The organism is Rhizobium sp. BK049 (genome assembly GCF_014193135.1).
Lineage (GTDB): Bacteria > Pseudomonadota > Alphaproteobacteria > Rhizobiales > Rhizobiaceae > Rhizobium.
The window spans coordinates 1-21,193 of the sequence record NZ_JACHYV010000010.1 but is presented as its reverse complement, the minus strand read 5'-3'; the positions used below and the strand labels follow the sequence as shown (position 1 = coordinate 21,193).

Sequence of the window (21,193 nt, the reverse complement as noted above, 5' to 3'; positions counted from 1 at the left end):
GACGTATGGAGCGCCGCCGACGGCGATGCTCCAAGTTCTTCAAGGTTGGATACGGCGAAGTCGAAGGGCGTTTCCAAGGACGAACACGCTCGACATGGCCATGGCTCCGGCGGCGAAGATGGGCGACAGCAGGGTGCCGTTGACCGGATAGAGAAGGCCGGCCGCAACGGGGACGAGGCTGGCGTTGTAGACGAAGGCCCAGAACAGGTTCTGCTTGATGTTCCGGATCGTCGCGCGGCTCAGCCCGACGGCCCTGACGACGGCGGTTAGGTCTCCGGACATCAGCACGACGTCGGCGCTCTCGATCGCGATGTCGGTGCCCGTGCCGACGGCGAGACCCACGTCCGCTTCCGTAAGTGCGGGGGCGTCGTTGATGCCGTCGCCTACAAAGGCGACCTTGCCACCTTCGCGAAGCCGCTTGACGGCCTCCACCTTGCCTTCCGGACGCACCTCCGCAATCACCCGGTCGATGCCGAGCTGGGCGGCGACAGCCTCCGCGGTGCGACGGTTGTCTCCGGTGATCATCGCCACTTCGAGCCCCAGTGTATGCAGGGCTTTGATCGCCTCGGGCGTCGTTTCCTTGATCGGGTCCGAAACGGCGATGATCGCCGCAAGCCGGCGGTCAACGGCAACGTAGAGCGGCGATCCGCCCCTGCCGGAGAGTTCCTCGGCGACGACGGCGAATCCTTCTACGGAGACACCTTCGCGAGCCAACGCCCTATCGGCGCCCACGAGCAGCGACCTATCGGCGACGAATCCTTTCACGCCATATCCCGGATACGCCTCGAAGCCCTCCACGCCGCCAAGTGCCAGTCCCTCCGCTCTGGCGGCCTTGACGATGGCTTCCGCGATCGGATGCTCCGACAGCGCCTCGAGACTTGCCACCCAGGCAAGCACGTCCTCGCGCCGGAAGTCGTCCGAGACCCGGAAGTCGGTCAGCTCCGGCTTGCCCTTCGTCAGCGTTCCGGTCTTGTCCAGGGCGACGATCCGGGCCTCGCGCAGGCTCTGCAGCGCTTCGCCCTTGCGGAACAGGATTCCGAGTTCGGCCGCGCGGCCGGTACCAACCATGATCGAGGTGGGCGTCGCAAGGCCCATCGCGCACGGGCAGGCAATGATTAGGACGGCGACGGCGTTGACAAGCGCGAAGCTCAGCGCCGGGGAGGGGCCGAGGATCATCCACGCGCCGAAGGTCAGCAGCGCGGCGACGATGACGGCGGGGACGAACCAGCCCGTCACCCTATCCACCAAAGCCTGGATCGGCAGCTTGGATCCCTGCGCGGCCTCGACCATCCGGACGATCTGCGCGAGCACGGTGTCTGCACCGACCTTCTTTGCTCGGAACGTGAACGAGCCAGTCTTGTTGATCGTGCCGCCGACCACTTCGCTTCCAACGGATTTCGAGACAGGGACAGGCTCTCCGGTGATCATGGCCTCGTCGACGTAGGATGCTCCGGAAACCACCGTGCCGTCCACCGGAACCTTCTCGCCAGGACGGATGCGGATCACGTCGCCAACTACGACCGCGTCTATTTCAATCTCGACGAATGTTCCGGACCGTTCCACGAAGGCTGTCTTTGCCTGCAGGCCGAGCAGGCGCTTGATGGCCTGGCTCGTCTTCCCCTTCGCGCGCGCCTCGAGGTAGCGCCCGAGCAGAATGAGGGTCACGATGACGGCCGCGGCCTCGTAGTAGACGTTCACGGTTCCTGCGGGCAGCGCGGCGGGCACGAATGTAGCGACTACGGAGTACGCCCAGGCCGCCGAGGTCCCCAGCGCCACGAGCGAATTCATGTCGGGCGCCAGCCGTAGGAGATTGGGCAAGCCCTTGCGGAAGAACGCCAGTCCTGGCCCGAACAGGACGACGGTCGCAAGCACGAACTGCAGGTAGAGGCTCTCCCGCATCCCGATGTTCTCCATAACCAACTCGTGGACGCCCGGTATGAAGTGCGAACCCATTTCGATCGCGAACAGCGGCAGCGTGAGAATGGCGGAAAGGCCGAGCCGGAGCGCGAGCGACTGTCTCTCGGCGTCGCGGCGATCCGTAGCGTCGACCACTTCTGTGCGGCTTGCGGATCTGGGCTCATATCCGGCTGTGCGGATGGCGTCCTCCAGAGCGCGGACGGATGCCGCACCCGCCGCGTAGCGGACGGTCGCCTTCTCGGTCGCCAGATTGACGACCGCGTCGACCACGCCTGGCACGGTTTTCAGCGCGCGCTCGACGCGTGAGACGCATGAGGCGCAGGTCATGCCCTCGACAAGCATCTCCACCGTCTCGATCCGGGCCTCGTAGCCTGCGCCTTCGATGGCTTGCAGGACGGCGGTCGCGTCCACTCTGTCCTTGAACGTCACGGTCGCACGTTCGGTCGCGAGGTTGACCGACGCCGTGTCGACGCCGGATACTGTCTTGATCGCCCGCTCCACTCTGGCGACGCACGAGGCGCACGACATGCCCTCGATCCCGAACTCGGTCGGAATGGGCGATGCGGTCTTTTTTTCGATCTGTGATATGGCAGTCATGGGACGATCTCGCATTGAACTGCACAGATAGGTAATCCTTCCCATGATGGGAAGGTCAATAGCCTCTGCTGGCGATGGTTTCAGAAATTCTTCGTAGTCGTGGCGCCGAGGTCGCGGCTGCGTGCGGCACTAAAGGGCTGTCGCGATCGCGTCGGCTCAGTGTGTCGACATGCGGAAATGTGCTAGCGGTTACAGCCGGGCACGATTGCTCAAAGTTAAGGGAAGCACCAGTGGGAGCCGCGATGAGGAGCGACGTGAGGCAGCGACAGGATTCCGGCACGTCGGCCACCGTCGCGTTCATAGATATTGCGGGATTCAGCGCTATCGCGGACGTTTATGGAGACGGGACCGCGCTTGACGTGCTTGAGGTCTTCGAGCGCATGGTTCGCGACGCACTCAGCGGCTACGAGCCGCCGATCAAATGGATCGGCGATGAGGCGATGCTCTCGTTTCCCGAGCCCGATACGGCGATCCAGGTGCTCGGAACGCTGTTACAGGCGTGCCGTAAAGAACCCCGGCTCCCGCTTACTCGGACGGGGCTGAACCATGGACCGGTCGTCCGCAGAGAAGGCGACCTATTTGGATCGACTGTCAACATTGCAGCTCGAATCGCGGCCCTCGCATCACCCGGTCAACTGCTTGCCACTCGACCCGTCGCCGAGGCGGCTGTCGCCAGAGGCATCGTAGTGCGGGATCTCGGGATGGTCGCGCTCAGATCGGTTGCCGACGAGGTTCCTCTCTACGAGATCGAGCTTGCTCCGTCGGCCGACCCGGCCTGGATTGATCCGGTGTGCAAGATGCATGCGCCCTATTCGGCTTACAGGCGGGCCGCCCCGCAAGGGCCGTGGTTTTGCTCTCCGCGGTGCGAAGAAGCGTATCGACGGTCGCCGCAGACCTATGAACTGCCACGGTGAGCGAAGCGGACACGATGTTCTTCGCAGGGTCCATTCAAGATCACGGGGCGCTCGTGCTGTTATCGTCCAACGTAAGGGATTGGCCGGGGAGCTCCGTGCGGAACCCCGGCTAATCCGGCGCCGCGACGAAAATCAAATCCGCCTGAAGATGGTTGGGTAGCCCGCGTTCTCAATCGCGGCATTGATCGCGGCTGGGTCGATCTGGGTTTCGACCTTGGCAGTCCTAGCTGCAAGATCGACAGTGGCGGAAGCTTCCGGATCGGCTGCCTTGATCGCCTTCTCCACCGTGCTTGCGCAATGGCCGCAGGTCATGTTCTGGATTTCGAATTCGTACATCATGTTCTCCTAATCGGTTGACTACCCCGATATGGGGCTTCCAACCATGGGAAGGTCAAGACCGTCGCTCGTAAAAGCAGTGCGCAGCTTCGACGGCGACCAATAGAGCGCCTGCGGCCGCGTCGATGTCGTCCGCCGCGCCGTCGGCCGAAGCTGGAATTAAGGTCATCGGCCGGAAGAGAGAATTCGGTCGCGGAGGAGAAGGAAAGTCCTCTCGACGCAGAACCACAGCACAACCGCTATGGTGAAGCTGGTGATCAGATAGACCGCGAAGCCGATGCCGCCCTGCAGGTTCTCCTCCCCAAAAACTAGCCTGTCGACATGAAAGGCCGACTTATGGGTCAGATAGAGGCTGTATGACAAGGTGGCGACGACCGCGGCACCCGGAAGCGGCCATCGTTTCAGAACATGTTCCAAGTCAAGCATAGCGCCGAGAATGAGCGCGATCCCGATCGAGACGAGCGGGAATCCGGCCACCGAACCGAGTTGCGCCTGGAACACGAGAAAGAGATTGGTTCCTTCCAGCGGCCCTCGGATCGAAAAGAGGACCACGGCAGTGGCAACAAGGCCGACCCCCATCGGCAGCGCCGCACGAGGAGGCGCGTAGCGCTTATAGAGTTCCGGTCTGAAAAATCTGGCTGCAGCCAGGATCACGCCAAACATCAGGCCGTCCAGACGGGTGTAGGTCGGGTAGTACACGTCTCTGAGATAGACGGCGAAGGCATCTCTCAGCTTGCCAGCGTCGACGAGGACGCCGACCTGTCCTTCCCAGATTGCGTATCGAAGGATCATTCCCGCAATCGCCATTGCCGAAGCAATGAGGAGCACCCGGCGGATGCCGATCCGCCGATGCAGGAGCAACGTGAGCAACGGCAGAACCAGATAGAAATGCTCCTCCACGCAAAGCGACCACGCCTGCGTAAAGGCACGGCCTATGCGTGGGTCGAAGTCAAAGTTCACGGTGAGGGTCGCGAAGCTCCAGAACGATTGCATCGTCGGGGCATCTCGAAGCACAGGAAAGGCGGCGTAGAGGCCAAGAACAACGAAGAACGCCGGGAAGATACGGAAGGCTCGACGGAGATAGAAGGACTTCAGGTCCACGCCTCCCGTCCGGGAGACCTCCTTGAAGAGCTGGGTTCCGATCAGGAAGCCGCTGAGAACGAAGAAGATGTCGACGCCGACCCATGCGTAGTTGCGGACGGCGACGAGCATGGACGGCGTCGCCTCGACTGGGAGGTGCACGAGCATGACGAGGAGGATCGCCAATGATCGCAGGACATCGGGGCCGACTGCCCTCGTTTGCACCTTCCCAGTGGTTTGAGATGAGAGACTTTGTGCCGAAGGAAAATATGCGGAATCCGAATTGGCAATCATATTCATTGCGACGATCCGTGGGTCTGTCTGAAGGGATTTGGGCATGCCGGGGACGTGCCAGTGAAAGTTGTAGCTTTCTTTTTTCAGATCGAAACACGCACCTTCAGATCGATAAAATTAACCTAAATTTTTCGTAAAATTCGACGGTGTCGCGAAGCGGACAGCCACGCCGTCGCTACTAGCCATGGAAGAGGGTGTGACGAACGACGGAGGCGTGGAAGGCGACGACAAAGGCCGCCGCCATCATCGCGATCTGGCATTTGCCCTTTCCAGGACACCGGTACGCACCCCTCGCTTCTGGCGGAGGCGATGCGCCCGAACAAGAGCGATATTGAAACGGCCGCGCTTCTTCTTGCCGGACGTGGCGACCTCCCTCCAGTCGGCGTCGACCGAGACACGCCGACGTCCGCTCGTCCTAAAGAACCTTCAGGTTGTCGGCAGAAGACTTTCCTGATCGCCGATCCTGAACGATCTCGTAGCTGACCTTCTGGCCTTCCTTCAATCCGGAGAGACCCGAGCGCTGAACGGCCGATATGTGGACGAATGCGTCGGTCGATCCGTCGTCCGGCTGGATGAAGCCGAAACCCTTGTCCTGATTGAACCACTTTACTGTACCGGTAGGCAAACTCCGATCCTCATGTGTAGCATCCCAGCAGACGGACATTGGAAGATCGCGGATGCGTTGGCAAGCGGCTAGGCGATCACGACGCCAGTCATCCAGCCTGTCCGGTCGCGACGTCTATGACGACCATCAGCCCGCCGCCGCCCTCCGTTTCGACGTTGTTGTTCGTCGTATGATGCGAGATATGGCAGTGGATCAGCCACTTCCCTGGTTTTCGCGCCCGCCAGAGAACATCGTATCGCTGGCCTGGCGCGACGTTGACCGTATCGGCCAGGTACCTTGCGGATTGCGCCAGCGTCTCGCCGTCGACCGCGACGACCTCGAAAGGGCCGCCGTGGATATGCATCGGGTGTATGGCCGTCGTGTTGGATCCGATGAACCGCACCTTCAAGGTCTCGCCGACATTCATACGGACCGTTTCCGTCGCGGGATAGGCCTTGCCATTGATCGTGAAGTAGTTCGGAAGCGCCCCTTCCATCGGCATGGCCGGGAAGGTGAGCCAGTCACGCTTGATCCATTCCTGAAGCTGCACCACGTACTCAGCGTCGGCGGGCAGCGCGTCAGCCGGGTTCTTCGGATCGATGATCAGCGCTCCGTAGAGACCGAGCGCCTGCTGGCGGTCGACGTGGTCGTGCGTGTGGTAGAAGTAGGTGCCGCGCTGGCCGACCGTGTATTCATACGAGAAGGTCTCTCCCGGTTCTATGGGTCTTTGGGTGATCTCCGCCGGGCCGTCCATTTCGTTCGGCAGGACGAGGCCGTGCCAATGCACTGTCGTGCTCTCGGGCAGCTCTTTCCGGACGTTGATCCGGACGCGGTCGCCTTCGGTGACGCGGAGCGTCGGACCCGGCACCTGGCCGTTGTAGGCGTAGGCATCGACCGTCACGCCCGGAAGGATTGTCCAGCGGATGACGGAGGCCGTGAGGTCGAACACCTTCACACCGCCTTCCATCCGGGGCTCCAGGACGGAAGCGCCGCGGGCGTCGGCGGCGGCCTCGAAGCTTACGTCGCGCGGGTCGACGGCCGCCATGTCCTTCATGGCACCCGCGGGTGTGTCGAATGTCATGATCATCCCAGGCGCCATGATCGACCTTCCGACGTCGTGGGCACTGAGACGCATGTTGACCAGTGTAAACGGATAAGCGTAGCCGCCAACCAGCATGATCAGGGTGAAGCCCGCCATCGTCGCGAGCTGGGTCCGGGTGGGGGCGAGGGCCGGGGGCAGCTTCCTTCCATGCTGGCTGCCAGGGGATGCAGATGGAGTGTGCCCGGAGTGGTCGGGTTCCGATAGATGGCCCATGCTCATGCGGCTGGCCGAATCCTTTGATGGCGCCTGGCCGACCGCTTCTCCATGTTCCCCGCTGCGCGCCGTCATCAATCCATGTTTCAGCTCCTTCAGGACCAGCCAGACGTTGAAGGGGTAGGCGACTGCGAACCCGATTCCGATCCCGAAAGCCATGACGCCCCAGAAGAGCATCTCGCCCGGCCACATGGCCCGCATATCCCGGCCCATCATAAGGATTGCCATCACCGGGGCCATGCCCGCCATCATCGCGTTCATGCTGATGAATTCTGGCATGAAGGAGCCGCGGACGTTCTGCCAATAGCTTCCGCCCATCATGTTCTTCATGAAGAGCGCCTGGAAGACGAACAGACCGACGGCGAATCCAGCAACGTACTCGACGATAATGTCCAGCCACATCGGCAGACCCGCGATCGCGGTGATCACCGCAGCGATGATGATTCCGGTCGCATCGCCGGCGACGCAGTGGATGGTGCTGCCGATCCCCTGCTTCCACAGCGGTTTTACGAAGTCCTCGTGGGTGTCCGGCCGGGGTTCCTTGTCCGCCAGGACGTAGAGCAGAAGGCCGACCGGACCGAGGTATAGGGTCACCAGAACGAAGCCCCACTTCATGACGGCGGGTTCGGGGTTGTTCCGGAACTGGTCCCAGGCGACGTAGGCGGTACTCAGCGCCGCGAGGAACAACCAGGCGGCAAGGAGATAGTCGACGGGCTGGATGAACAACAGCAGTTCTCCTGGACGTTGTTTCGACAGGTTGAGGCTTGTCACCATTGGAAGGTCAAGAGAGCTTGCGAGTGGAAACTAGGGCCCTTTCGTTGACCGGAAAGGCGAACTTCACCATTATGGCGCCGCTGAAGCAGGGATCGCCCTGCGAAGGAACGATTCGATGCGCCTGGTGATCAACATGCTTGTCGCAGCCGTGATGCTGCTGGGTTCGCTTGCCGCGCCCTGCATCCCTGCGTCTGCGGATCACAGCCATGCCCGCCCGGCAGTCGTCAGCGTCGCTGCGACCGCGGACGGCCACCATCGCGGCGACGGCCGATCAGTTTTAGGGACGCACTGCCAGCAGGACGGCATCGTCTCAAGGGCTTCGGAACTCCTTTATTCTCACTCCGACGCCATCTCGTACGTCGTCGCCCCTTCCGTTGCCTTTGTAGGCGCTCAAGAACCTGTCGAACAGCGTCCTCCCATCGCTTCCGTCTGATTTCCGTTCGCTCGAAATCCAGACCAAAGGGAAGGGCATGGCCTTGCGCGTGTCGACGTTTGCCAACTACGTCAGTTATTTATCTTCGTTATTGAATGCCTTCCATCAAAGAAACGGGGGGCGGCTAGGTCTTCGCGGGGCGGCGGTTGCGGTCGTGGCCGTGGTCCTGAGCGGTTGTGTACCGTCGCTCGACGATCTCGGCGTGGCTTCGCACGACATACCGCCGAAGCTGATGGCCAGCATGCGGGCGAAAGGCATGAAGCCGGAAAGTCCGGTCCTCGTCCGGATCTTCAAGATGGAAAGCGAGCTGGAGGTCTGGAAAGTCGACGGCAGCGGAAAATATGCCTTGCTCAAGATCTATCCGATGTGCCGCTGGTCAGGCAAGCTCGGCCCTAAGACGAAGAGTGGGGACCGACAGGCCCCGGAAGGATTCTACAAGGTCTCCCTGGGAGGCCTTAATCCGAAATCGCAGTTCTATCTGTCCTTCAACCTTGGCTATCCGAACCGTCTGGAGACCGCGCTCGGCTATTCCGGCGAGGCCTTGATGGTGCACGGAGCCTGCTCGTCGTCGGGCTGCTTTGCGCTGACCGATCAGGGGGTCGGCGAAATCTACGCCGTGGTCGAGAAGGCCCTGAAGGGCGGACAGCAGGCGTTCCAGGTCCAAGCCTATCCCTTTCGCATGACGCCGCAGAACCTGGCAGCACATCGCGACGACCCGAACCTGGCATTCTGGAAGAACCTCAAGGAAGGCTACGACATCTTCGAAGTTCGACGCCGTGAACCTAGGATCGCCGCCTGCGGCCGGAGGTATGTCTTCGACGCCGAGTTCAAGGACGGCGAACCCCGCGATCCGCTTGCGACCTGTCCGGAGCGCATCGATCAATCCGATCCGTCGGTCGCGGCGCAGGCATCCTCCGACGATCGGAAGTACCAGGAGCTTGCCGCCATGAGCTTTACGCCGCTCGCGTATCAGGATGGCGGCATGCACCCGAACTTTCGAGCGCTGCTCAAGGAGAACGGCGAGGTCAAGCTTGCAGAGAAAGTGTCTGTCATCAAGTATCCGATCAGTCGGCCGGCGGCGGCGCTCGCCGATCCTTTCGACGGCGACGAATGATGTGGCCTGTCCTGCGGGGATCTTGGACCTCCGCGTTCCGCGGCGCATATGAAAGCGAGGACGCATGCGAATGATACTTGCGACGATCGGAATGGTATTTGCAACGACCGTCCACGCCCATCATGCGCCGTCTGGCTTCACCTACGATCCCTATTGCTGCAATGGGGATGGCGAAAGCGGCGACTGCCAGCAGATATCGCCGAAGACAGTAAGACCTCGCCAGGACGGATACGAAGTGACGCTTCTGCCTGGCGACCACCGGCTGGCGACGCGCAGACACGTCTTCCTAATTCCGCAGGCACAGACGAAGGAGTCGCCGGACGGCGCCTATCACATCTGCCTGTTTCCCAACGAAGATACGGTCCGATGCTTCTACGCGCCGCCTTTGGGGTTCTGAGGCAGCCGAGAACGCGAAACCGAGCGTCGAGTTGTCGGGGAGCGAAGCTTGAGCGACAGTCGATATAGGAGGAGAGCATCGGCGCCGCCTGGCGGCAATAGGGCAATTATAGTCGAAGAACTCGATGATGATCGCTTCGCTTGGCGGCGAGGCATCATGCCCCCGCCCATCATGTTGTTCATCATCGCGTCTTCCTTTCATTCGGCGGCTTCGCAGACCGCTCGGGGTGCCATCTCCACTGCTATACATTCTGTAAACTGGTTGGAGGTATCTCTCACGAAATCTCGAGGGCAATCGTGACGGAAAGAAATAGTGTGAACGAGGAGCAGCCTCATCTGACATTTTTCATGGACGACTTCGGGACTCGCACCATGTGCAAGCCGGATGACACCCTGCCCATGGAGGCTCATATCTTCAGCTTCGGCCTAGGCGGGATAATCGTTCCGTCGGAAGCCGTCCAGGAGCTCTCCGATGCAACGATTGAGTTCTGCAAGCGCTGGGAGGTCCCGGAACTTCATGGGAACAAGATCCGATCGGGAAAGGGCAAGTTCGGTTTCCTCAAAAAGGACGAGGAGCGGAGGAACCAGTTTTTCGAGGAACTGGAGGCGCTGATCATCGATGACCGCATCACTGCGCATGCATGCGTGATCTGCCGCCCGGGTTACCGGGACAGGTACTACGAGAAGCACACCGAAGGTTCACGGTGGGAGATGAGCAGGACCGCCTTCGACATCGCAGTCGAGCGTGGTGCCAAATACGCGAGGCTTGCGGGACGGAAACTCTCCATTGCCTATGAGCGCACTGGGGCGACTGAAGACCGCCTCATCGAGAGCTACTTCGAGGGGCTCCTCAAAAACGGAACTGGCTTCGATGGAGAGAACTCATCGAAGCACAAGCCCCTCACAAAGGACGAGCTCGCAGAGACACTTCTGACCATCTGGCCAGACGGGAAAAGCAATCCCATGCTGCAGTTGGCCGATCTCGTGGTACACCCGCTCGGACACCGCCCAACTGGCCTGAAGAATCGGGCGTATGATCGGTTGTCGCAAGCAAGACAGATCATCGACCTGAGGAGCGGGGGCGATGAGACCATCGCTGTCAAATACTCGTGCTATGACGAGCCATACAAGGAATGGGTGAACCCCAGAGACACATAAGGGACCCGCGAAGGTCCCTCATGGCGGTCGGCGTAAAGCCTGACCCCGTGGCAAAGCCATGGATGATGTATAGAACGTCGCCCTCGATTCTTCAAGCGTTTTCAGGCGAACTCCAGTGGAGCCGCCCAACCTTCCTACTCAGCCGCCTCGAGCCTGTCTTCATCCTCCTCGACGGACGGATCAGACACGGATTCCGACGGCAATCCCCAGCCCTTGATCAGTCCGTAGACTGCCGGGATCACGATCAGCGTCAGCAGCGTCGACGACACCATGCCGCCGATCATCGGCACCGCAATGCGCTGCATGATCTCCGAACCCGTGCCCGTCCTCCACAGGATCGGCACCAGACCTGCCATGATGGCGACGACCGTCATCATCTTCGGCCGCACGCGCTCGACCGCGCCGACCATGATCGCCCTGTTGAGATCCAGCTTCGAGAACGAACGTGCTTCCTTTTCACAGGCTTCGCGCTGTTCCTTCAGGGCGTGGTCGAGATAGATCAGCATGATCACGCCCGTTTCGGCCGCCACGCCCGCCAGCGCGATGAAGCCGACGGCGACCGCTACCGAGGCGTTGAAGCCCATCCACCACATCAGCCAGATGCCGCCGACCAGTGCGAAGGGAAGCGACAGCATGACGATCATCGTCTCGGTCAGCGCCTTGAAGTTCAGGTAGAGCAGCAGGAAGATCAGCGCCAGCGTCAGCGGGACGACAATGGCGAGCCGCGCCTCCGCCCGTTCGAGATATTCGAACTGCCCGCTCCAGGCGACGGCATAGCCGGGCGGCATCTTCACTGACTTGGCGACCGCCTGCTGGGCTTCCGTAACGTAGCCGCCGAGATCGCGGTTGGCGATGTCGACGTAGATGTAGACCGCAAGCTGGCCGTTCTCCGTGCGGATGGTCGTCGCTCCGCGGGTGAGCTTGACATCGGCCACTTCGCCGAGAGGCACCGTTCCGCCGCCGGGCAGCGATATCTGCACGTCCCTCGCGATCGCCTGCGGATCGCTGCGGGAGGCTCTCGGATAGCGAACCGCAACTCCATAGCGTTCCCGGCCCTCGACAGTCGAGGTGACGACCTCGGAGCCGAGCGCCATGCCGACGACATCCTGAACGTCCTTGATCGTCAGTCCGTAGCGGCCGAGCGAGAGGCGGTCCGGCACGATGTCGAGATAGTAGCCGCCGATCACGCGCTCGGCATATGCGCTCGACGTTCCGGGGATCGTCTTCAACACGCTCTCGATCTGGCGGGCGACCTTCTCCATCTCGCCGAGATCGGTGCCGTAGACCTTCACCCCGACGGGCGTCCTGATCCCGGTCGACAGCATGTCGATGCGGGCGCGGATCGGCATCGTCCAGGCGTTGGAGACACCGGGGAACTGCAGGGCGGCATCCATCTCCTGCTTGAGGCTATCGACGGTCACGTCCGGCCGCCATTCCGACTTCGGCTTCAGGGTGATGATGGTCTCGAACATTTCCGTCGGAGCCGGATCGGTGGCGGTCAGGGCGCGCCCCGCCTTGCCGAAGACGCTCTGCACCTCGGGGAAGGACTTGATGATGCGGTCCTGGGTCTGCATCAGCTCCGCCGCCTTGGTGACGGAGATGCCGGGCAGGGTGGTCGGCATGTACATCAGCGTGCCCTCGTCGAGATTGGGCATGAACTCGCTGCCAATATGCTGGGCGGGCCAGACCGTCACCGCCAGGATGGCGACGGCGGCCAGGATCGTCAGCGTCTTCACCTTGAGCACACCCGCGATGACCGGGCGGTAGATCCAGATCAGAAGGCGGTTCACCGGGTTCTTCCGTTCGGGCACGATATGTCCCCGGACGAAGAGCACCATGAGCGCAGGAACCAGCGTCACCGACAACAGCGCCGCGGCCGCCATCGAGAACGTCTTGGTGAAGGCGAGCGGCCCGAAGAGCCGTCCTTCCTGCGATTCCAGCGTGAAGATCGGCAGGAACGACACGGTGATGATCAGCAGGCTGAAGAACAGCGCCGGGCCGACTTCGCTTGCCGCCTCGACAAGGATGTCGATCCTCGACTTGTCCGGCGGCGCCCGTTCGAGATGCTTGTGGGCGTTCTCGATCATGACGATCGCCGCGTCGATCATCGCACCGATGGCGATGGCGATGCCGCCGAGGCTCATGATGTTCGCGCCGAGACCCAGCAGCCGCATGGCGATGAAAGCCATCAGGATGCCGACGGGCAGCATGATGATAGCGACGAGCGCGCTGCGAACGTGAAGGAGGAAGGCGATCGTCACCAGTGCGACGACGATGGATTCCTCGACCAGTGTGCCCTTCAGCGTCTCGATCGCAGCCTCGATCAAGGTCGAGCGGTCGTAGACAGGGACGATCTCGGTGCCTGCCGGAAAACTGGCCTTGACGGAATCCAGGCTCTTCTTGGCGTTGTCGATGACCGTCAGCGCATTGGCCCCGAACCTCTGCAGGACGATGCCGCTGGCGACTTCACCTTCGCCATTGAGCTCGGTGATGCCGCGCCGCTCGTCCGGAACCAGTTCCACCCTGGCAACGTCGCTGAGCTTGAGCGGCACGCCGTTCTGGCTCTTCAGGACGATGTTCTCGATGTCGGGGATGCCTTTGAGATAGCCGCGGCCACGCACCATGAACTCGAACTCGGAAAGCTCGATCGTGCGGCCGCCGACATCGGTGTTGCTGGCGCGGACGGCGTTGGCTACATCGTTGAGCGATACGCCCTGCGCCCTGAGGCGGGAAGGGTCGACGACGACGGAGTACTGCTTCACGAAGCCGCCGACGCTGGCGACTTCGGACACGCCTTCGGACTTGGAGACAGCGAAGCGCACGACCCAGTCCTGCAGAGACCGCAGTTCGGCGAGCGACAGCTCCTTGGCGACGACGGCGTACTGGTAGACCCAGCCGACACCGGTCGCGTCGGGGCCGAGCGTCGGCGCGACACCCTGCGGCAGGCGGCTCTGCGCGGCGCTGAGATATTCCAGCACGCGGCTGCGCGCCCAGTAGGGATCGGTGCCGTCATCGAAGATCACGTAGACGAAGGACACCCCGAAGAAGGAGAAGCCGCGCACCACCTTCGACTTCGGAACGGTCAGCATCGAGGTCGTCAGCGGATAGGTCACCTGGTCTTCGACCACCTGAGGGGCCTGGCCGGCATACTCGGTGTAGACGATGACCTGCACGTCGGAGAGGTCGGGAATGGCGTCGAGCGGGAGGGATCGCAGCGCATAGATGCCGCCCGCGACTGCGAGCGCCGCGCCGACGAAGATCAGCACGAGATTGTGGGCGGACCTGGAGATGACGCGGGAGATCATGGCTTGGCCTCCTCAGTCATGGCGCTGAGCGCCGAATTCAGGTTGCTTTCGGCATCGAGCAGGAAGTTGGCGGACACGACGATCTTGTCGCCCGCTGTGACACCCTGCCGGACTTCGGTGCTGTCATCGCCTCGAACGCCGAGTTTGACATCCTTCGGTTCGAACTTTCCGTCGCCCTTGTCGAGGAAGACTACCTGGCGCTCGCCCGTATCGACGACGGCACTGTTGGGGACGGCCACAACGGGGGTCGGAGGACCAGCCTCGATCACAACGTCTGCGTACATGTTGGCGAGGAGAACTCCGTCCGGGTTGGGTATCTCGATGCGGACCTTGGTCGTCCGCGTCTGCATCTCGACCTGGGGATAGAGGAGAGCCACGGTGCCGTGGAATGTCCTGCCGGGCAGGCTGCGGACCGTGACATCTGCCTTCGCACCGATCCGGATGGAGGCGAGGTCGTATTCAGGGACATCGGCGATCACCCACATGTTGGAAATATCGGCGATGCGGAACAATAGGTCGCCGGGCTTGGCCATCATGCCCGCGGCCGCGGAGCGCTCCAGCACGATGCCGTCTCGCGGGGCAGTGTAGGCCATGCTCGCCGGCACCTGGCGTGTACGGGCGATGCCGTCGATGACCTCCTGCGGAACGCCTAGGTTCTTCAGGCGCAGCGCCGAGCCAGCATCGTTGCTGCCGCGCGAACCGTCCCGCCCGGCCGCGTATTCCGAGGCGGCCGTCGCGATCTCCCTCGAATAGAATTGGAAGAGCTTCTCTCCCTTGCCGATGTGGTCGCCCGTCGTGACATCGGCGACATCGTCCAGGAATGAATCCGTCCGCATCGAGATGATGCTGACGAGGCGCTCGTCCAGCGCAACGGTGCCCGGCACCCGCACCTTGCGACCGATGCTGGCCATCTCCGCCACTGCGGTCTTCACACCGGTGCGCTGAAGCTTGCCGAGCGACACCTTGACGGTCGACGCATCGGATTGCTCACCCTCGTAGACAGGAATGTAGTCCATGCCCATGGAATCCTTCTTCGGCACCTTGGAGGTGTCCGGCAGCCCCATCGGATTGCGGTAGTAAAGGATCTTTCCCTTGGTGGCAGCGGCTTCGGGCTCCGCCTGCGGGGCTTCAGCGACAGCCTTTGCTTTGTCATCGAAGCTGATGTCCTCGCTGGCATGCACCGCTACGAACGGCCGGCCGTCCTCGGCGGTCTTCGGCGTTGCCGAAAACTGCGGAAGACCGTCCGGATGGCGGTAGTAGATGACCGCGCCCGTTGGAGCGGGCCTTCCTGCCACGGGCGTGGCGAGCGCCGTCTCCGCTAGATTGGACCCGAGGACGGATCCCAGGTTTTTCGTGCCAGCCCAATAGCCTCCCCCGCCGAGCAATACGGTGAGGGAGAGCGTGACTGCCACGCGCGATGGCGTGTTCAAGGCGCGGCCTTGAGGACGACTTCGCCCTCGACAGTGTCAGGTTCGCCCTGGACTTTGGCGGCGAGCTTGAAGCGCCAGCCGCCCGCCATGCTGAAGTCGGACTTGAAGGCGTAAACGCCGGGCTCCGTAGAGCTGGCAGCCTCGACCGGAGTCGTCATCATCTCCATGCCCTCGGGGGCCATGTCCATGCGGGTCGTGAAGATGACGGCGTCGGGAACGGGCTTGCCCGTCCGCTTGTCGACGAGCCGCACCGAGACCAGCGATCCCTGGCCTTGTTTCACGTCGGTCGAGACAGGCTGGAACTCGTAGTCCTGCGCGGCTGCGAAGGGCATGGTGGCGGAGCCGACGAACAGCGCGCCGGCGAGGAGCAGCGCTCCTGCTGAAAAAGAAGTTTTGTTCATGATTCCGATCTCATCGGGACGGATCTTCGTGATCGCGCCCTCGGGTCAAAATTGATGGCCGTCGGCTGCTTGCGGACGTGCTTCGACGTCCGGCGAGAGCCTCAGGCGTGTTTCAAGAGTGAATTGAGATCAGGCTTTCGGAGGTCGGGCCAGAGGCTCGACAAGGGCGGATGCCAGTTGCGATGCAGGCATCAGATCGTAGCGGTGGGACTCCCAGGAGACGGCGAGCGACCAGCCGTGGCTGTCGGCAGCGTGGGCAAAGATCGAGGTCGTGCACACCAGTGAAAGTGGGCAGCCCTTAGCGCAGTCCGGCTTTACGGGCTGCTTTTTCGGGCAGCAGGGCATCTCCTCCGGCATCTGCATTCCAGGCATGGCAGTGGATATGTGCTCCATCGCAACTGCACCTGACGATGCCATAGCGCTACCGGCCAGCCCGATGCTCGTTGGGCCGACGACGACCGCGAGCATGGAGACAAGCAGGAACAGGCGATGGATGACCCTCAGAAGATTCATATCTCAATACTGGCATGGCGCTTCCGGGATTGGAAGCGGGGCTCACGGAGATGTGTTGTGAGGCACACGTCGTGCTGCACCAACCATGTTCAATCCACATGCGGATAACGACTCCGCAGGCAACAAGCGCATAGGCCAGGGACTCGACAAGCTATTCGGCACTACAGAGAAGGAGCGCGTGGCGCTCTACGAGGCTGCGCTGATCCGCTATTTCTTTCCGACCTTCAACGCCGAATTCAAAGACAGCTTTCCGTCCACCAATCTCAAGATCTTGCAGGACTGCTACGCCAAGGACTTCTCAGCCGTGAGCGCAGAAATCCTGTTCGAAGATTTCCCGTTCACTCTCTACTCGGAAGTGGTGCCCGCCAAGCATCATCAAATGGCCTACTTCGACCTTCACGACGACAAGGCACGAAAGGTGTTCTTCGCCGATCCCTAAACGACGGGTTCAGAAATGGCCTGCTTCTTGGCGTGGATCTCTTTGAATTTATCCGCAAGACGGCACTTGACGCCCGGCGGACGCTGCCAGTTGGACCTGCGCTGGCGTCGGGCTGTCCTATGGCGGAGAGACCTGCTTGACCGACTTCGTCGTCACAGGCATCGACGGCCGCATATTCCTGGTCGATGTCGCCCGCCAGCTTCCGAGACCTACTGACTGGATCGAGCTGGCTGTCGGCCTGGAAGACAGGGCTATCTTACGTCGCGATGAACGAATTCGCTGACAGCTTCCGTCTTCGAAACGCGAAGCACCCTCCTTTGCTACGGCTTCTACCGATGCCCGCTCGAGACAGGATCCTGCTAGTGAAGGGTCGTGGCGCGCGTAGATTGTTAGTGCAACCTGATAATGCTAGGAAAGCTTGCAGGGCGATGTCAGGAGGAACAGACACTTGGCCAAGATAGGAAGGCCGCCGCCATATGGGTCTAAAGAATTCTTTATCGAAGACTTCCCTCGGACGCTATTTCCTCTGACTACGAACAAGATCCTTGTCGAATACGGGGCCAATGAACTGCTCGCCTACGCGCAAGAACTCGTAGACGGAGGCGGCTCGTTCCTTCCTCAGCGGAGGGTCCACGCGAATAAGGACGCGATCCATCTTCGGCGCACGGTGAAGCTCGACCCAGTGGCCGAGTATTATCTCTACCACTTGGTGTTCAACTCCCGGAGGATATTCCGCAAGCCGCACCGGGCCACAAGACAGCACTTCGGATACCGCTTTCACGACGGGCGTCCGCTCTCTCCGTCCAAAAGCTATGCCGACTTCAAGCAGGCCGTTTGGGACGGAACTTTCCACTTCGAGGAGTTTATCTCCTTCGATGTCGCGTCCTACTTCAACAACGTCTATCACCACGATCTGCATGCCTGGTTTGCCGCGCTTGAATCCGACCCGAGGACAGTCGAGGCGTTTGGCAAGTTCTTCAGAGAGACGAATGCAGGCAGGTCGATGGACTGTCTGCCTCATGGTCTCTTCCCAGCGAAGATGATCGGCAACGACTTCCTCCGCTTTATCGAGGATTCGTCAATGGTCAAGGCGTCCCGAATCGTCCGCTTCATGGATGACGTCTATCTCTTCGGCAACAAGCTTGAGGATCTGAAGGCAGACTTCGATGAAATTCAACGGCTGTTAGGTCTCAAGGGCCTGTCGGTAAATTCCAGTAAGACAAGGACTGGAGGCATGCCACAAACGGACGAGGCTGACGAGCACTTGAACGAGATCAAGAAGCGCCTGCTTCAACGGCGGCGCCACCTGATAATCACGAACTATGCTGATGGCGATGATGATGACGGCGATGACGCAGGTGCTGCGCTCGATGAAGAGGAGATCGAATTCATACTTTCGATCCTCAGGGAAGGTCATCTTTCGGAGGATGACGCCGAACTGATCATGATCGTCATGCGTGACCATGTGGAGGTTATGGAGGAGTTTCTTGGGTTGTTCGCCGAAGGATTCCCCCACCTTGCGAAGAACTTCTACGGGCTCTGCGCTGAGGCAAAGGACAAGGATTCTATAGCGGAAATCGTGTTGAGGGTGGTGACAAGCGGCCGTCATGTTGGCGAATACCAATTGTTCTGGTTTGGCATGATGCTGGAGGGATACCTCCTCGATACAAGCCGCGCGCCAGCGATCATATACGCGCTGTACCATCACCCAAGCGCGACCGACGTCACTCGGGCGAAGATTTTGGAGATCGCGGACCTGCGGTATGGTCTTCTGGAAATGCGCGAAACGTTTCTGCGCGAAGGGCGCTCCGATTGGCTGGCATGGGCGTCGGCTGTCGGGTCTCGCGCGATGGACAAGCAAGTGAGGAATTATCTACTCGACTATTTCAAGAACGGTTCGCAGATGAACCGGCTCATCGCGGGAATCGTGCAGACGATCCCCGATGGAGTATCCGCGGAGGCCAACTCGACTCCATGAACAAGAACTACGGCTTGCTTGGCTTCTGCGCTGGGATGGTGCTACTTCTCGGCTTGCTATGGCTGCACACAGGATCGCTCGCTCCGCCTGCAGGTGCCGACTCGATTTGGTTCAACGCAGGACTGTTCACGCTGCTTCTGGGAAGATTCGTAACAGAGTACCGGTTCACTAAACCGAACGACGTCTTCCTAAACTGCGTTGCCGTGTTTGTCGGTATTTCATCTCTGACGTCCCCTCCACACCGCGAATGGTGGGAGGTGCTCCGGTGGGGCTCGTTTTTCCTCGGAGCGGCTGCCGTCGGCTTGTCCTGGGATCTCGGCATTGAGGCTAGGCGGGAGGAGAGCAGGATACGATCCTTGATTTATCAAATCGCGGTCGCCCTAGGGAAGGCTGACGTCATCTTTTCGCTGGTTTTCATTCTTGCGATCCTGAGCTATTTCGACGTGGACAATCTTCAGACGAAGATTTTCGTGATCACCTGGGGGTTCATCCTACTTGCAGCCAACCTGCAGCTTCCAACATTGGCCCGCGTTATTCGGAAATCGAGAAATTATCCCGACCGGAAGGTGCTCGGAGTAACCCATTCCTTCCTTGCGCCGTCCATCGTGTTCTGTACCCGCATCGGAGACACGAGAACGCGTTTGCACCAGCTCGTCGGTTTCACGCAGTCCGGCGCGAGCCCATGTCACTGCATGGGAATTGTCATCGGGGAAAGATCTTCGGCATCGGAGACGCGCATTGCTATAGCGCTCATCAGGAGCAGTGTCTCCGAGGCCCAGCTCAACGAGGACTCGCTGATGGTCACGGTGAGCGACGACGAGAGACAAGCCGTTCAACCACCCATAGACGACGCTGAAGTCGCCGCCTTGGCGAAGGTCGTCGGAACGGTCGCGAAGGGAAGCACCATCTCGCAGGTGAAGTTCGAGCTGTTTGGATCCCCGGACGTCAGGGCGGGTTCCATGCTCCGTGTCGGCAGCGGCAACAGCAACGTGTTTTATCAGGTGTTCGACGGGCGGATCAACGAAGAGATCGCCCTCACCGGCGGGGAGCGCGCGTACGTCGAGGGCGAGGCAGAACAGATCGGACGCTGGGACCAACAGCGAGGCGGGTTCGATACCCACGACTGGGTCGCGCGGGAACGGGCGCCGGTCTTCCTGATGGATCATGACGAGCAGGCTCCCGTCTATACACCTTCGGCATCTGAGATGGTCGTCGGGAACGTGCCGAACTCGAACTACAACGTAGTCGTCGATCTACACGACCTCGTGCTCTACCACTCCGCTATTCTAGGGGTCACGGGCAGCGGCAAATCATTTCTCACATACGCCTTGGTGGAACAATGCGCCCAGCAGGGTATCAAGGTTGTCTGCGTGGATCCTACCGGTGACTACCAGAGATATCTTCATGATGCCGTGATAGTTCCGGGAAGGAACAGCCTACGTGCGCTCCTCAATTCAAACGATCACTTCATCGGCGTTCTCGAGACCGCGTCCTCGGACAGAAATCCGATAGATCAGACGCTTGAGGTTGCCCAGGCTTGCTTGGAATGGTGCAAGGCGAACCGGCAAGATGCGGACGTCCTGAACCCTCGACCGAAAATCCTCGTCGTCCTCGAGGAGGCTCATCTCCTCGTTCCCGAATGGAACTTCAATCCAACACAAAACCTGAGGGACAATGTCAATCGGACTGCTCAGATCGTCCTCCAGGCAAGGAAATACGGGTTGGGATTTCTTGTCGTCTCACAACGCACTGCGAACGTCACGAAGAGCGTTCTAAACCAATGCAACACCGTTGTTTCCTTTCAGGCATTCGATGAAACAGGGTTCGACTTCCTGAAGAATTACATGGGATCGTACCACGTTACGGCGCTGCCAACCTTGAAGGCGCGCAACGGAATTCTGGTTGGCAAGGCCTCTCGTTCACGTAGACCTCTCATGGTGCACTTCAATGATCAGCAACGAGAAGTCCGAGCGCAGCCTGCTCCTAACATGCCGATACCGGTCAATCCAGCGCCGGCGAATGCAGACCTGTAGCACAGGGGACCAGCGCCAAGGCGTGCTGTCAGCCAACCCAAGCCTGCACCAACTTGGCTATCTCGACTGACCTTGCCCCCAAGTTTTATCCAGTTTTGAGTTCGCTCCAGCGGTTTTGGGTTGCTGTATTCGGGGCGGTAGCGGCGGGTTGCGGTGCGGAGC

General features: G+C 60.7%; 18 protein-coding genes. 9 read left to right on the top strand and 9 right to left on the bottom strand.

All coding sequences use genetic code 11. The features are described 5' to 3' along the window. Window positions 1-39: 39 nt before the first annotated feature. Window positions 40-2,514: a heavy metal translocating P-type ATPase gene (locus FHT70_RS12645; protein WP_183701854.1), complete on the bottom strand. Its 2,475-nt coding sequence runs from the start codon at window positions 2,512-2,514 to the stop codon at window positions 40-42. A 242-nt stretch (window positions 2,515-2,756) separates the two neighbouring features. Between FHT70_RS12645 and FHT70_RS12640 the strand changes: the two genes are divergently transcribed. Further along, on the top strand, window positions 2,757-3,428 hold the full coding sequence (locus FHT70_RS12640; protein WP_210282820.1) for an adenylate/guanylate cyclase domain-containing protein: 672 nt from the start codon (window positions 2,757-2,759) through the stop codon (window positions 3,426-3,428). Between the two features lie 132 nt (window positions 3,429-3,560). On the opposite strand, the gene FHT70_RS12635 is transcribed toward FHT70_RS12640, so the two are convergent. The 4 genes from FHT70_RS12635 to FHT70_RS12620 all read right to left on the bottom strand — a co-directional run bounded on the left by FHT70_RS12635 (window position 3,561) and on the right by FHT70_RS12620 (window position 7,831). Further along, a complete protein-coding gene (locus FHT70_RS12635; protein WP_183701542.1) occupies window positions 3,561-3,764 on the bottom strand; it encodes a heavy-metal-associated domain-containing protein in 204 nt (67 codons plus the stop codon). A 165-nt stretch (window positions 3,765-3,929) separates the two neighbouring features. Next, on the bottom strand, window positions 3,930-5,012 hold the full coding sequence (locus FHT70_RS12630; RefSeq protein WP_246721824.1) for an acyltransferase: 1,083 nt from the start codon (window positions 5,010-5,012) through the stop codon (window positions 3,930-3,932). Window positions 5,013-5,553: 541 nt separating this feature from the next. Continuing rightward, entirely contained in the window at window positions 5,554-5,763 is a 210-nt protein-coding gene (locus FHT70_RS12625; protein WP_183701536.1) for a cold-shock protein, read from the bottom strand. Window positions 5,764-5,851: 88 nt separating this feature from the next. Further along, entirely contained in the window at window positions 5,852-7,831 is a 1,980-nt protein-coding gene (locus tag FHT70_RS12620) for a DUF4396 domain-containing protein (protein ID WP_183701533.1), read from the bottom strand. Between the two features lie 115 nt (window positions 7,832-7,946). Here FHT70_RS12620 and FHT70_RS12615 point away from each other — a divergent pair, with 115 nt between their 5' ends. The 4 genes from FHT70_RS12615 to FHT70_RS12600 all read left to right on the top strand — a co-directional run bounded on the left by FHT70_RS12615 (window position 7,947) and on the right by FHT70_RS12600 (window position 10,932). Beyond that, complete coding sequence (locus FHT70_RS12615; protein WP_210282819.1) at window positions 7,947-8,264, top strand: hypothetical protein; 318 nt, start codon at window positions 7,947-7,949, stop codon at window positions 8,262-8,264. A 37-nt stretch (window positions 8,265-8,301) separates the two neighbouring features. Beyond that, window positions 8,302-9,378, top strand: coding sequence for a murein L,D-transpeptidase family protein (locus FHT70_RS12610; RefSeq protein WP_183701530.1), 1,077 nt, complete (start codon window positions 8,302-8,304; stop codon window positions 9,376-9,378). Between the two features lie 64 nt (window positions 9,379-9,442). Continuing rightward, window positions 9,443-9,775 (top strand): hypothetical protein, encoded by a 333-nt coding sequence (locus FHT70_RS12605; protein ID WP_183701527.1) that lies wholly within the window; start codon window positions 9,443-9,445, stop codon window positions 9,773-9,775. 314 nt (window positions 9,776-10,089) lie between these two features. Beyond that, entirely contained in the window at window positions 10,090-10,932 is an 843-nt protein-coding gene (locus FHT70_RS12600) for a DUF3800 domain-containing protein (protein WP_348649536.1), read from the top strand. Window positions 10,933-11,066: 134 nt separating this feature from the next. On the opposite strand, the gene FHT70_RS12595 is transcribed toward FHT70_RS12600, so the two are convergent. From FHT70_RS12595 to FHT70_RS12580, 4 genes are all read right to left on the bottom strand, one after another. After that, on the bottom strand, window positions 11,067-14,237 hold the full coding sequence (locus FHT70_RS12595; protein ID WP_183701524.1) for a CusA/CzcA family heavy metal efflux RND transporter: 3,171 nt from the start codon (window positions 14,235-14,237) through the stop codon (window positions 11,067-11,069). Then, window positions 14,234-15,667 carry an efflux RND transporter periplasmic adaptor subunit gene (locus FHT70_RS12590; RefSeq protein ID WP_210282818.1) on the bottom strand — a complete coding sequence of 478 codons (1,434 nt, stop codon included), beginning with the start codon at window positions 15,665-15,667 and terminating at the stop codon, window positions 14,234-14,236. Before FHT70_RS12590 ends, FHT70_RS12595 begins: the two co-directional genes overlap by 4 nt. After that, the gene (locus tag FHT70_RS12585; RefSeq protein ID WP_183701521.1) at window positions 15,664-16,068 is read right to left on the bottom strand and encodes a FixH family protein; all 405 of its coding nucleotides are present in this window, start codon (window positions 16,066-16,068) and stop codon (window positions 15,664-15,666) included. The genes FHT70_RS12590 and FHT70_RS12585 overlap by 4 nt, the downstream gene beginning before the upstream one ends. Before the next feature lie 129 nt (window positions 16,069-16,197). Beyond that, a complete protein-coding gene (locus FHT70_RS12580) occupies window positions 16,198-16,581 on the bottom strand; it encodes a hypothetical protein (RefSeq protein WP_183701518.1) in 384 nt (127 codons plus the stop codon). 85 nt (window positions 16,582-16,666) lie between these two features. Here FHT70_RS12580 and FHT70_RS12575 point away from each other — a divergent pair, with 85 nt between their 5' ends. From FHT70_RS12575 to FHT70_RS12560, 4 genes are all read left to right on the top strand, one after another. After that, window positions 16,667-17,020, top strand: a complete 354-nt coding sequence (locus tag FHT70_RS12575; RefSeq protein WP_183701515.1) for a hypothetical protein — start codon at window positions 16,667-16,669, stop codon at window positions 17,018-17,020. A 136-nt stretch (window positions 17,021-17,156) separates the two neighbouring features. Further along, complete coding sequence (locus tag FHT70_RS12570; RefSeq protein ID WP_183701512.1) at window positions 17,157-17,303, top strand: hypothetical protein; 147 nt, start codon at window positions 17,157-17,159, stop codon at window positions 17,301-17,303. Window positions 17,304-17,468: 165 nt separating this feature from the next. Then, window positions 17,469-18,998: an antiviral reverse transcriptase Drt5 gene (gene drt5, locus FHT70_RS12565; protein ID WP_183701509.1), complete on the top strand. Its 1,530-nt coding sequence runs from the start codon at window positions 17,469-17,471 to the stop codon at window positions 18,996-18,998. After that, a complete protein-coding gene (locus FHT70_RS12560; protein ID WP_183701506.1) occupies window positions 18,995-21,031 on the top strand; it encodes a DUF87 domain-containing protein in 2,037 nt (678 codons plus the stop codon). The genes drt5 and FHT70_RS12560 overlap by 4 nt, the downstream gene beginning before the upstream one ends. Window positions 21,032-21,193: the final 162 nt, after the last annotated feature.